12 protein-coding genes are annotated in these 11,872 nt (G+C 48.7%); 1 reads left to right on the top strand and 11 read right to left on the bottom strand.

Annotation, left to right across the window (positions count from 1 at the left end):
• Positions 1-3 precede the first annotated feature (3 nt).
• The 7 genes from EYS05_RS08000 to EYS05_RS07970 form a co-directional block, all read right to left on the bottom strand.
• Complete coding sequence (locus EYS05_RS08000) at positions 4-189, bottom strand: hypothetical protein (RefSeq protein WP_004849804.1); 186 nt, start codon at positions 187-189, stop codon at positions 4-6.
• A gap of 270 nt (positions 190-459) precedes the next feature.
• Complete coding sequence (locus tag EYS05_RS07995; RefSeq protein WP_009321442.1) at positions 460-1,800, bottom strand: virulence-associated E family protein; 1,341 nt, start codon at positions 1,798-1,800, stop codon at positions 460-462.
• Positions 1,685-2,425 carry a CHC2 zinc finger domain-containing protein gene (locus tag EYS05_RS07990; RefSeq protein WP_014079457.1) on the bottom strand — a complete coding sequence of 247 codons (741 nt, stop codon included), beginning with the start codon at positions 2,423-2,425 and terminating at the stop codon, positions 1,685-1,687. The genes EYS05_RS07995 and EYS05_RS07990 overlap by 116 nt, the downstream gene beginning before the upstream one ends.
• Positions 2,426-2,472: 47 nt before the next feature.
• Positions 2,473-3,945, bottom strand: a complete 1,473-nt coding sequence (gene mobQ / locus EYS05_RS07985; RefSeq protein ID WP_074104019.1) for a MobQ family relaxase — start codon at positions 3,943-3,945, stop codon at positions 2,473-2,475.
• A 2-nt stretch (positions 3,946-3,947) separates the two neighbouring features.
• Positions 3,948-4,265: a DUF3847 domain-containing protein gene (locus tag EYS05_RS07980; protein WP_008816380.1), complete on the bottom strand. Its 318-nt coding sequence runs from the start codon at positions 4,263-4,265 to the stop codon at positions 3,948-3,950.
• 286 nt (positions 4,266-4,551) lie between these two features.
• Positions 4,552-4,755 carry a hypothetical protein gene (locus tag EYS05_RS07975; RefSeq protein ID WP_004614949.1) on the bottom strand — a complete coding sequence of 68 codons (204 nt, stop codon included), beginning with the start codon at positions 4,753-4,755 and terminating at the stop codon, positions 4,552-4,554.
• Positions 4,756-4,902: 147 nt separating this feature from the next.
• Positions 4,903-5,127, bottom strand: coding sequence for a helix-turn-helix domain-containing protein (locus EYS05_RS07970; RefSeq protein WP_005362423.1), 225 nt, complete (start codon positions 5,125-5,127; stop codon positions 4,903-4,905).
• Positions 5,128-5,429: 302 nt separating this feature from the next.
• Here EYS05_RS07970 and EYS05_RS07965 point away from each other — a divergent pair, with 302 nt between their 5' ends.
• Entirely contained in the window at positions 5,430-6,470 is a 1,041-nt protein-coding gene (locus EYS05_RS07965) for a DUF6076 domain-containing protein (protein ID WP_008816376.1), read from the top strand.
• 256 nt (positions 6,471-6,726) lie between these two features.
• On the opposite strand, the gene EYS05_RS07955 is transcribed toward EYS05_RS07965, so the two are convergent.
• The 4 genes from EYS05_RS07955 to EYS05_RS07940 form a co-directional block, all read right to left on the bottom strand.
• Positions 6,727-9,219 carry an ABC transporter permease gene (locus EYS05_RS07955; RefSeq protein WP_138276949.1) on the bottom strand — a complete coding sequence of 831 codons (2,493 nt, stop codon included), beginning with the start codon at positions 9,217-9,219 and terminating at the stop codon, positions 6,727-6,729.
• 17 nt (positions 9,220-9,236) lie between these two features.
• On the bottom strand, positions 9,237-9,902 hold the full coding sequence (locus EYS05_RS07950; RefSeq protein ID WP_015536575.1) for an ABC transporter ATP-binding protein: 666 nt from the start codon (positions 9,900-9,902) through the stop codon (positions 9,237-9,239).
• 182 nt (positions 9,903-10,084) lie between these two features.
• A complete protein-coding gene (locus EYS05_RS07945) occupies positions 10,085-11,116 on the bottom strand; it encodes a sensor histidine kinase (protein WP_138276948.1) in 1,032 nt (343 codons plus the stop codon).
• Entirely contained in the window at positions 11,113-11,805 is a 693-nt protein-coding gene (locus EYS05_RS07940) for a response regulator transcription factor (RefSeq protein ID WP_035394423.1), read from the bottom strand. Before EYS05_RS07940 ends, EYS05_RS07945 begins: the two co-directional genes overlap by 4 nt.
• Positions 11,806-11,872 lie beyond the last annotated feature (67 nt).

Here is an 11,872-nt window from a genome sequence, read left to right as displayed (position 1 = left end):
TTTTCAGGAAGCGGCGGCAGCGTGCTGGATCACATCTTCCAGCAGGCTGTCAAGCGGCTTCCCATCCTGTGCGAAATGCTCCGATACCTTGATACGGACTTTCCCCATGACAAAATACTGGGTGCCGTCTTTTTCGGTAAGCAGGGTGCCGCTGTTTTTGTTATTGCTCTCGTTTTTGCTTTTTGCCATAGGCAGTTACCTCCATAAATGAAATATGCCCGACAAGGGAATGTCAGACAGGTGTACAGCCGCAGACTGTCTCCGTGTCAACCAAACCGTGTCAACCGGCAGAAAAGACTTTGAAAACAATCCATAGGCGCTCTATTATTACTTTTTACTTTTTCTTTGATTTCTTGGTTGACATGGTTGACAAAGGAGAGAAATGCCCCAAATATCAGGCTTTTCCCCGTCAACCGGCTGTCAACCAAAGCGTCAACCAAACTGTCAACCGGTGGCTTTTCAGAATGGAAGTTCCATTTGCCGGGCTTCTTCTTCCGTGATTTCCTGAAAACCGTCCCCCTCCGGCGGAGCTTGGTTGACACGCTCCCAGCCTTTTTGAGAACCGTATTTCTTATACCGCTTCGGGCTTTTGTAGGCTACCCAGCCCTGTATGATGCCGCCCGCAATGCCGGTATTCATAATCTCGCAGATTGCCCGTGTCTCCCAGTCTGCCGGGGAATTTAAGTTCCCCAGCGCTTCCTCATAAAGCTGCTTGGAACATACCCTGTCGCCGGTGTAGTCCTCCAAATAGGCGTAGATCATGCCGGCCTGTGTGTCTTCCTGCATAAAGTCCTGCTGGTGGGCGTTCAGGTATCGGTTCATTTCCATGCTGAATGACAGCTTATACTTCCCACTGCGATAAACCGTCATGGCTTCCGCCCACATCTGTTCGATATACGCCCTCGCCGCCGCTTCATCGTCCAGTATGTGAACCTCCGCCCGTTCCGGGTACACCGTCACGGGGAGAAAGCGCCGGTTGCCGGTGCGATCACGGGGCAAAAAGTCCTGCCGGTTGGTCGTCCCTCCAAATACACATTGCCGCAGCCGGTCTGCCGGATGTGTCTCATACGGCACTTTGTAGGTTTCTTTCTGGCGGCTTAAGAATGACTTGATTTCCTCAATACTCTTGGCGTTGGCTGTGGCAATCATCTCCGACATCTCGATAATCCAATGCCCTTGCAGCTTGCGGTACACATTTTCATCGTCCAGCTTTTTCAAATCGTCTGAAAACCATTCGTCCCTGCCTGCCAGCAGCCGGAAAAAGGTAGATTTCCCGGCTCCCTGACCACCAACCAGACAGAGCATGACCTCAAACTTGCTCCCCGGTCTGAATACCCGCCGGATGGCTCCCATCAGGAACAGTTTCAAGGCTTCATAGGTGTATTCGTCCGTATCGGCTCCCAGAAAGTGATGCAGGGCGTAACGGATGCGCTCTGTGCCGTCCCATTGCAGGCTGTTCAGGTAATCCCTGACTGGATGGTAGCGGTTTTCATTGGCAACAATCTTGATGGCGCTCTGCACCTTTTTCTCGCTGGTAAGCCCGTAATTTTCTTCCAGATACAAAAGCAGGTAGTTCATGTCCATGTCGGTCAGCGTGGTACTGGTGCGCTCCCAGCCCAGCGGCTTCACAATGTCAATCTGCTCCGTCAAAAGGTTCAGGCGCAGCGCCCCGCGAAACAGAGGGTCACGCTGGAACACCGTCAGGCAGTTTCGGATGCTGTTCTTCACGCCGCCTTTCTGCGTCCCCTCTAATGTTTCCCGGATTTCTGCCGGTGTCTGCGCCGGTTCCATTGTGTCCATCGTCCTTTTGACCGCTTCCTGCGTTTCCGGCGGCAAGCTCTGAAATTCGCTGTTCAAGCCGCAACACCTCCTTTCCCTGTGCGGCGATCAATGCCGCTTTTTCTTCTATTTCTCCGTATAACAAAATATCCAAAAGGTATTCTGTGTAGCTTATCCTCTGCAACGCTTCCACAAAAAGAGGATGCCAGATGGCATCCTGCGGCTGTGGGGCGTGTGCTGTTTTCCAATGCTCCAGCAGGCGCAGATAATCGCATAGCACCCGGAAACAATACCGTTCCGTTTCCTGAAATCTCTGCTCCGCTGATTTTTGTCGGGGCTGTGACCTGTTGTGACGCTTCCTATCTGGCGGCGCATTGCCGGATTTCTCATAGGAAACGCCGAAGTCCTCCGCAAGCCTGACCGCAGCTTCCCGTTTCCCCAATCCATGTAGCAAAGCGGCAAAGTCGATCACATCCCCGGAAGCCCCGCAGCCGAAGCAGTAAAAGCGGCTGTCCACTTTCATGCTGGGCGTGCGGTCATTGTGGAATGGACAGCAGACCATGCCGTTTCTCCCCACCCGGATTCCATAGAATGAAGCAGCCTGCCGGGTGGTAACAGACTGTTTCACCGCTTCAAATACATTCAAATGCTCCCTCCATAAAAATACTGGTAGCGGTAAAGCTGCCGGTTATATCATAGCTCCATCTCATGTTTCTTTCTCTGTACTGCCTGTGGCTGCTCCCTCCGGCGCAGTGCGGTATCTACGGCGTTCTGCACCTGCCGTAGCCGTATGACTTCCTCCCGGAGTGGCTTGTGCTGCGGAGACAGTTCGGCATACTCTGTTTTTAACTGTGCGTATTCCTGTTTCCATGCTTTCAGGGCAATGGGTTTTCCGTCCAGTTTTTCTTTCAAAATACGGCGGGCGGCATAAAACAGCCGTAACTCCGCATCGTGGGATGTTTCAAATTTCTCCCTCTGTTTCTTAAACTTGATATTGTTCAATTCCGTATGAACAGGTTTTAGCCGCTGGTAATTCTCGCCCTCCCGTATCAATTCCTGCAATTCCTTTATCCGGGCAGATTTCTTTTTCATGGAGTCGCTTAACGCTTCAAATTCTTCGTTGACAGAGGAAAGACGCTCCTGCAAATCCTCTAATGTGAGCAGCTTGTTTTCCGTCAGATAATTGACGGCTTCGGCAAACTGCTTTAAGTTTCCGGTTCTGGCTTTATTGCTCCATGCCCCTGCGTTGCGCTGGTTGTAATAAGCGATCAACAGGTCGGCAAGGCTCGGTGTCTGCGGTTTGGAAAGTTCTTCTTTTACCTCTGCCATCCAGACAAACAGGGCTTTGATCTTCTTCCTCACATCCTGCATGAGCCGGTTGGTGGCTTTAATCCAGCGGTTCAGTTCCCCTTTCTCGGTGCGGATGCCCTTTGCTTCCATCTGCCGGACATTAGCTCCCTCGTGGACAGTAGGTATCAGGTCAAGCCCCTGCCGCACATAGGAACGGTGGTCGATACGCACATCCAGCCCTTTTTCCTCAAATTTTGTATTAACGGCAGCCGCCCACTGCTCCCGCCAGTGTTCCAGCGTTTCCGGCTCATGCCAGTCTGTTGTATGGACAGCGTTAAACATATAATCGCCGTTTTTATCCCGGATTCGGTTTCCATCTTCATCAAGAAGATATTCCCGACGCTGTTTTTGTCCCCATGTGCCATCCGGGTTCAAAGGGCGCATGGTTGTCATCACATGAAAATGCGGGTTAGGGATGCCGCCGTCCTCTTTCTCCGGGCTGTGAAAAGCAAGGTCGGCAATCATGCCTTTTGTCACAAACTGCTCCTGTACGAACTTCCTCGCCAGCTCCATGTTTTCTTCCAGCGTCAATTCATTCTGCATGGCAATATCAAAGGAATAGGCAAGCTGTGCTTTTGGATGTTTCTCGCAGTTCTCCACAGCATTCCAGAGGGTCGCCCGGTCAAGATATATTTCCGGCGCATGGGGCGGCAGCATGATTTCCGAAGCGATCACGCCGCCCTTTTTGGTGTAGTCGCTGACTTCTCCATAGTAGCTGCTGTAAAGACGCTCCCCGGCTCGATAGGCTGCGCTGGCAATGGCGCTCTGACCGGCGCTGCGCTTGATCTGTGCGATTGAAAAATGATAAAGTGCTATCCTTAGTCACCGCCTTTCTCCTGCCCGGAAATACGGGCGTGGTTCTCTGTGGCAGACCGGATGAAATGCTCCGCCTGCGGCAGATTCAAAATGCTTTCCATGAGGGAATAAAATTCCGCTTCGGATAGCTCCTTTGTCTGTGGTGCAATGCTCTCAATAGCTGCCCCACGGGTAATCAGCCGGTGCGTCCTCTGTTTCCGGGAACCGCTTTCCAGATACGCCTGCCGGTTTTTCAAACGCTGCATTTTCCGTTTTTCCTGTTCCAGCAGGACAGTGGTTTTTTCATATTCCTGCTTCAACTGTTCCAAAGATTTTTCCATGTTCTCACATCCTTTGCTGATAAGATAAAGAAAGACCATCCGCAGACAGTCCGTGTGTCAGTGCTTCTATAAAACCCGATGAAAAGGGAAAACCGCAGAGCGGATTTCTCTTTGCGGCGGGTACACAGGGGATAGCCGCTTTAGCGGCGCAAGGGGGTGTAGCCACCTTGTCGGAGCGAAGCGAACGCAGACCTCGGATTGCTGATTTTATCAGCGGCAGAGGTAAGCTCCGCAGGACGCACGATACATGGTCTTTAGACTATGTATAGAAGTGCGCCCTTAGTTCCTAAGGGATTTTGCCGTTTCCGGCAGTCTTGTCCTTTTTCTTGGAACGCTTGGAAAGATACTTCGGGCAGTCAACCACAACCGCCCGGAAGCTCTGTTTACATTCGTGCTGGCATTTCCGGCACAGTTCGTTGTAAGTGATACGGCTGCGGTCATTTAAGAAGAAAGACCATTCCAACCGCCGCTTGTTACTCATTCTTGCCATAACCGGCTCCTTTCTCCGTTTCTATCTGATGTACGCAGATAGGCTGTTTTGATGTAGCGTCTCGGTATCATTTTTAAGTTTTTTTCCCTCTGTATGCCCCTTTGGAAAGTGCGGCAGTATTGCAAGTCAGGGAATGATACCTCACGCTTATTTGTCGCTTCCCGGTACGGTTTCGGAGCCTTTTGCCATCCATTCAAAGAAAGCAATTTTGCTGACCTTGATAAGTCTGCCCCTGCGGAACGCTGGAAAGCCGGGTGTGTGTACCAGCTCATAGGCGCTCGCTCTTGAAATTCCCATAATCCGCTGAATGTCCGCCACATCCAGAACCAGCGGTAAATCCTCGTAGCTGTTCAATCTCTTTTTATCGTTCATTCTGTTCCTCCCATAAATCAAATAGGTTAAAATGCTTCCTGTTGCCGTTCTCCCCAAAAGCCGTTTTCCTGCCCCATTCCTGCGGTGTTTCCCTGCATTGGTGCGCCGAATGCGTCACTTCTCCTGCCGGTCATATCCCTTTTGGACGGTCATTCACTTGTCAAGGTACTGTGCGGTACGAAATTACCAACCGCAATCATCATAGCGTACTATCCTTGACAAAACAATGATTCTGCGATACCATGAGTGTAACGGATATAACTGAATTATATAATTACCATAAACAAAGGCAGGGGATAGGGATGGAGAATCAGTTTATACGGCATGAGCCATGTTTTGAGAGGATTTTGTTTGTCCTGACGCTGGACAGGAAGAAAATGAAAGAGCGGATTTTGATTGGGGAAGAACAGCAGATCCGCTTCCGTCTGAACGGGAGCCAAAACGCAGAGGTGCTTTGTGATATGACACGCCCACTGGGAACTTTTTTGATAAACTTTGAGCGTGACACGGACAGAGACTGGAACTTATACGGGCTTTCTCCGCTGCGGCAAGCTCTCCACTCCAACCGATGGAAACAGCCGGAGCTGGAGCAGGCGGCAAGCGAATTTCTTTGGGAGAAATATCTTAGCAACGACCCTCTGAAAATGTATGTGGCGTTCCGTATCTGGAACAGCTATCTGCTTGCCAGAGAACCCCGTGACCGTAACGCTGCCTGTGACCGCTTCATGGATAAAATGAGCAGACTGACCGGGGTATTCCAAAACGAAACCATGAGCTTTGACAGGGAGACAGGAAAACCGAAACAATTTCAAGCTGGCAGCCTTTATTTCAAAGGCGCACCGTCAGAAGATACCCGGCTTGACCTCTGGTTCCCGGACAACCGGCGCACAGAAGAATGTGTGTCTGCCTATGCGTCCCTCTACCCGTTGATTACCTATTATCTGAACAGGCTGAATGACTGGGGGCTTTGCTTCCGGCGGTGCAAGGTCTGTGGAAAATATTTTCTGGCAAAGAGCCAGCGGTATGAGCTGTGCAGCGACAAGTGCCGAAAAGCACAGGCGCTTCAAAACAAGCGGGAATTTGACGAGAGGTCAAGAGAAAATAACTATGACCTGCTTTATAAAAATGAATGCCAGAACTGGCGCAACAAAATAAACCGGGTAAAAAATACCGCAGGCTTTCCGGCTGACCGTCTGGAAAAAATACAGGCTTCCTTTTCCGACTTTAAGAAAGAAGCCTTACAGAGAAAAAAGGCTGTAAAAACAGGAACGGCCAGCCCGAAAGAATTTACGGACTGGCTGTATCAGCAGAGTAATGTAATTGTTGAGCTGACCGAGATATGAAAAACTTTCTATCGTCAATTTCGCATTATTGCAATAACAGATTGCTTCTTCCATGAATGGTAATATTATCATCAAACTTTTGGAAGAACTATAAATGTCCGAGGTGCCTTTGATTTCGACAGAAAAACAGGCTGAATTGTTACAAAGCTCGGACATTTCAAAAGAATTTTTTGAAAAATACTAAAGAAGCGGAGCAGCTAAAATCTGCTCCGCTTCGATATGATTGATCTAAGGATGTTTTGCTATTTGATTAAACTCACTCTGTCAACCGCAATCGCTCCACAACTGGAAGGTTAACGTCAGTTTTGTAGACCCATATAGGCACAATAAGGCAGATTAGCAACACCAGTCCAGACACCAGCACCAGTGGGATAAATGGATAGGAGAAAACAGCATAATAGGCCACTTTACTAAAAATCATATATAGCAAGATGAAGATTGCTGTTCCAATGGTGACAGCAAGGGAAAGGGAAACGCCCCAATAATAGAAACCTTCCATAAATAGCATTCGTTTGATTTGTCGCTTTGTCATTCCAATGCTTTCAAGAACAGCTAATTCATAGCGCCGAGTATTTACATTGACAACCATTGTATTGACAAAGTTCATGACACCAACAAGCAGCAGGATCACGGACAACCCTGTTCCTAAAACCTTTGCTGTAATGAGATATTCCTGCATTTCTTCTCGCCGTTCATATCGGGATATAATATCAATGTTAGCTTGTGATGCGGTGATTTGCTTTAATTCTTGCAGTATACTTTCGTCATGTTGACCATCCGTATCAAAGGCCACGCGGAACACTCTATATTGCGGAAAGAGTTCTTTCAAAGCTGTTTGACTAATATACAAATCAGGAGCCGTCCCTCTCTCATTGCCTCCTCCTGCTCGAAACCCTTCATTCAAATAACCGTTCGCTACAATAAAGGAATGCTGTCCGTTCTGCGTCTGGATTGTTATTTCCTGCCCTGGCTGAATAAGGCCTTCTACTGTTTTGGACAGCAGCACAACCTTTCCTTGTTCAAAGGCAGACGTGTCAATAGGCAAGTTTAAGGTTTTATTGATTTCTTCCAAATATGCACTGTCAATTCCAAAAACCCCGCTAAAAAAGTTTTGCTGATAATTTTCTAATTTTGCCGGATCAGAAAAATCAATGCCGTTTACTCCGTCTAATGACGCAAGAAACTCGTGAAATACAGCATCGTCATATACAACATCTGCTGCTACTTGAGGATAAGGTGCATAGGTCAACCTCAAATTCTCAATGCCGTCAAGCTGACCAATCTCTGAAACCATTTCGCTGGAAATTAAATCTTCTCTTTCGTGGATACTATATGTGAGTGCAAAATCGCTTACTCCCCATTGGCTCACATAATTCTCCGGGCTTAAACCATGTAATAGCCCTGTGACGACAAGGAACAAGGAAAGGCCGAAAAAAAGCGATGCAAAAACAAGGGTTGTACTCTTAGCATTACGAAAGACATTGTTCCATGCCATTCTGGACAACTTCATTTTGCTACAATTTCTGGCGCTGCTCTTTGTGCTGGCTGCTGTATATTGGAGTGCTGCTATTGGTGAAACACTTCCGGCAATTTTGGCGGGCTTCATGCTTGCAATCATAACGGTAATGAACGTAAATATGGCCGCTCCTATGAAAATAAACGGCGAAAAAGATACTTTTGTTCCCACATCAGAATTTGTTGAATACATCATATTCAGGAAGTAAGGAACAATGCCAAAGGAAACAGCCGCACCAAGTAACAGACCAATCGGAATACCAATACAAGAGATTCTGATTGCCTGCTTATAGATAATTCTCTTTATCTGCCTTTGGGTCGTTCCAATCGTTTTAAGACGGCCATAGAATTGCACATCTTTTACGACAGAGACATAAAGAATATTATAAATCAGCAGATAGCCGCTAAAGGATATAAAAACTGCTAAAATTATTACAGCTAAAATAATAGTTCCACCATTTGCCTGTTCTAATGGTGCAATTTCAAATGTTTGCCCTTCTGTAAAGTCAATCTCACGCCGCAATCTTTCACAGTTTTTGTCAGCATTATCATTGCCTTGAAAACGGATCATTGCCGTAACACTATTATCCAGTGATACATTTAAGCTATCCTTAAAAGCGGATGAAACATAAACATAACCACGATTATTTGTGCGCATTGGAATGTAGTCCGTATAGTAGCCCGACAGCAAAAAGGTGTCTGAGACATAATTATAGCTATCGCCAATTTGGTACGACAACACAATCTCCATCCCTATTTGCGGATCAGAAATGCCCATCTGTTCAAGCACCCATGTAGGTAGCATAATTTCGTTTTTACTTGATGGGTAATTTCCTACAACACCTGATATAGTAGGAAGACGGTGGTGTTCCCACTCGGTATCATCTATCCAAACTATACCTAATCTCGCATTTTGCAGTTGCTCTGTATCAACACTGCCTAAACGCTGCTGTATACCTACGTCAAGGACAAGGTTTGATTTTGAAATGTCAACCAACTGATTTTCTGTTACGTTTGTGATTCCGACATCAGCGGTAGTTCCCATTAACCGAATTTGTTGCATTTGGTAGGTTTCAAAGTAACTAAAACCAATACTGAATGTCGCAGTTATCATAAATGCAGTTAGCACAAGAGCAATGATTGCAAATAAATTACGCTGCCGTTCATGGTGCAAACTGCGCTTTGCCAGTTTCTTTTCAATGTTACTGGTATCATTTTCAAAAGGCCATGTCATAGTCTGCCACCCCCTACTTATTCCACAATTTTGCCGTCCTCAATGCGGACAATCCGATCTGCAAGACGGGCAATATCGTTGTTGTGGGTAATCATCACAACGGTTTGCCGGAACTCCGCACTGGTGCGCTTGATAAGCCCCAGCACCTCAGTGCTGGTCTTGCTGTCAAGATTGCCGGTCGGTTCGTCCGCCAGCACGATAGCCGGTTTGGTAATCAAGGCGCGGGCGATAGCCACACGCTGCTGCTGTCCGCCGGATAGATTGTTCGGCATATTTTTCAGTTTATCTTCCAGCCCCAGTAGGTGAACAATTTCGTCCAAAAACTTCTGATCCACCGTGTCCCCGTCCAACTCCACCGGCAGGACAATGTTCTCATACACATTCAGGATGGGAACAAGGTTATAGTTCTGGAAGATAAAGCCGATGTTGCGGCGGCGAAAGATGGTAAGCTGCTCGTCGTTCTTCTTTGCCAGTTCTTCGCCTCGGACAATCACGGTTCCGCTGGTGGGAGTGTCCAACCCGCCCATCATGTGAAGCAGGGTGGACTTGCCGCTACCAGAGGTTCCCACAACAGCCACAAACTCGCCGTCCTCCACGGAGAAATTTACGCCGTCAAGGGCGCGGGTAATGTTCGGTTCTGTACCGTAATACTTTTTCAGGTCAATCGTCTGTAAAACGCTCATATTCAAAACTCCTTTCAAGGCTTCCTACCTGTTGATAAGTGTATTGTAAAACCCAAATGTCCGCGAAATGTTACAGCGGCTAAAAAAATTCATTGAAAATTGAGGTGAAATGTTACAACGCTCGGACATTTCATTTTATCTCTGCGCTTCGGGCCAACTTGACCCGAAGCAGAAAGTTTCTCTCAACGCAAGGGAAGCATAATGGAAAATTCCGAACCCTTGCCCGGCTCCGAAACCACTTTGATATAGCCACCCTGCCGCGTTACGATCTCGCGGGCCAGATACAGGCCAATGCCCACACCCTGCTGTTCGTGTACTTCTTCCTCACGATAGAAGCGCTGGAAGATAGTGGCCTGATTGCTTTCGGAAATGCCCTTGCCAGTGTCGGTCACTTTGATTTCCACATACATTTCCCACAGCACCACAGACACAGCGATTTTCCCGCCTGCCGGGGTGTACTTCACCGCATTGTCCAGCAGGTTAAAGAGGGCTTCCGATGTCCACTTGCTGTCATGGGAAACGGTCAAATCCTCCGGGCAGTCCACGGACACGGCGATTTCCTTTTTCTCCGCTGCATACACGATCCCACTCATGGCCTGTGCCACGGTATCAAAGAGGCGGCCCGGTTTCTTGTCCAACTGGATCACGCCTGTTTCCAGACGGGAGGTTTTCACAAGGGCCTGAAAGAGAAAGTCCAGCTTATCCGTCTGGCTGCGGATTCCCCGGATAAAGTCGGTGCGCTCTGCCTCGGCCATAGGCTTTTCCAGCAGGGTGTCCGTCGCCATTTTCAGATTGCTTACCGGCGTTTTCACCTGATGGGAAATATCCGATACAAGGGTCTGTAACTCCTGCCGTTCCTCGTCCACCCGGCGGCGGTTCTCCTGCATGATCTGGTAGAGCCTTGCCAGACGGTGCCCAATTCTGGCAAGCTGGGTTTCGCTGTCCTCTGGGCGCTGGGGCGCTTCATTCCCGGCGATCATGTGGTCTAAGGTCTGGCACAGGTCAGCGGTAAACTGCGACAGCCGCTTTCCAAACGCCTGCGTCAGTACGAAAATCCCCACAAGGGCACACAGCAGCAGCGCCCCGCCTGTCAGCAGCACCGCCGTCTGTTTTGTCACAAAAAACAGGACTATGGTGATCCCGGACATGGAGAGGACAAGCCCTATTGCCACCCGGCCAAACAGCCGCTTTACCGAGAGGTTTTGAACCTTCATTTTGCCTCGCCTCCCGTCCATTGATAGCCCATGCCGTAAACAGTCTTGATGTAGGGTGCGCCGCCGTCGGATTCGATCTTGCTGCGAATCCGGCTGATGGAGGTTGTCAGGGTGTGTTCGTCTACAAACCTCTCGTCTATATCCCACAGCTTTTCCAAAAGCTGCCCACGGGTCAGCACTTGCCGGGGATTTTTACGAAACAGGTTCAGCATTTTGTACTCCATCGGGGATAGGGTCAGGGGCTTGCCGTTTAGGGAAGCCGTCTGCTCCGAGAAGTCCAGAAACAGCCGTCCGTCATCGTAAATGTCCTTAGCCGGTTTGTGGTGTTCCAGCATGGCGAACATGGCTTTGATCTTCCGCTGCAAGGCCCCGATTACAAAGGGCTTTGTGATGTAGTCCACCGCGCCCACCTCATAGCCCCGTATCTGGTCGCTCTCCTGATCGTTGGCGGTCAGGAATATTACGATGGTGTCCGGGTGCTGGGGCTTTATCAGCTTGCACAGTTCAAAACCGTTCCCGTCCGGCAGGTTGATGTCCAGCAGCACTAAATCAAATTCCCGCTGGCGGATGGCTTCGGCTGCGGTTCTGGCATTTAGGGCAGAAGTCACGCCGTAGCCGTCTGCGGTCAGGTTATAGTCTAACATCTTATTCAAAAAACTGTCGTCCTCGACAATTAAAATCTGCTCCATATTCTCACTTCCTTTGCTTTTTGCAGATAGTATAACAGGCAAATGTCCGAGAATTGTTACAAGGACA

Source organism: Blautia sp. SC05B48, assembly GCF_005848555.1.
GTDB lineage: Bacteria > Bacillota > Clostridia > Lachnospirales > Lachnospiraceae > Blautia_A.
This window is presented reverse-complemented; position numbering and strand designations above follow the sequence as displayed.

Coding starts and splice junctions, on each gene's coding strand:
- EYS05_RS07980 (WP_008816380.1), bottom strand. CDS start 4,265: ATGGAAAAATCTTTGGAACAGTTGAAGCAGGAATATGAAAAAACCACT.
- EYS05_RS08000 (WP_004849804.1), bottom strand. CDS start 189: ATGGCAAAAAGCAAAAACGAGAGCAATAACAAAAACAGCGGCACCCTG.
- EYS05_RS07940 (WP_035394423.1), bottom strand. CDS start 11,805: ATGGAGCAGATTTTAATTGTCGAGGACGACAGTTTTTTGAATAAGATG.
- EYS05_RS07995 (WP_009321442.1), bottom strand. CDS start 1,800: ATGGACACAATGGAACCGGCGCAGACACCGGCAGAAATCCGGGAAACA.
- EYS05_RS07975 (WP_004614949.1), bottom strand. CDS start 4,755: ATGGCAAGAATGAGTAACAAGCGGCGGTTGGAATGGTCTTTCTTCTTA.
- EYS05_RS07965 (WP_008816376.1), top strand. CDS start 5,430: ATGGAGAATCAGTTTATACGGCATGAGCCATGTTTTGAGAGGATTTTG.
- EYS05_RS07950 (WP_015536575.1), bottom strand. CDS start 9,902: ATGAGCGTTTTACAGACGATTGACCTGAAAAAGTATTACGGTACAGAA.
- EYS05_RS07970 (WP_005362423.1), bottom strand. CDS start 5,127: ATGAACGATAAAAAGAGATTGAACAGCTACGAGGATTTACCGCTGGTT.
- EYS05_RS07955 (WP_138276949.1), bottom strand. CDS start 9,219: ATGACATGGCCTTTTGAAAATGATACCAGTAACATTGAAAAGAAACTG.
- EYS05_RS07945 (WP_138276948.1), bottom strand. CDS start 11,116: ATGAAGGTTCAAAACCTCTCGGTAAAGCGGCTGTTTGGCCGGGTGGCA.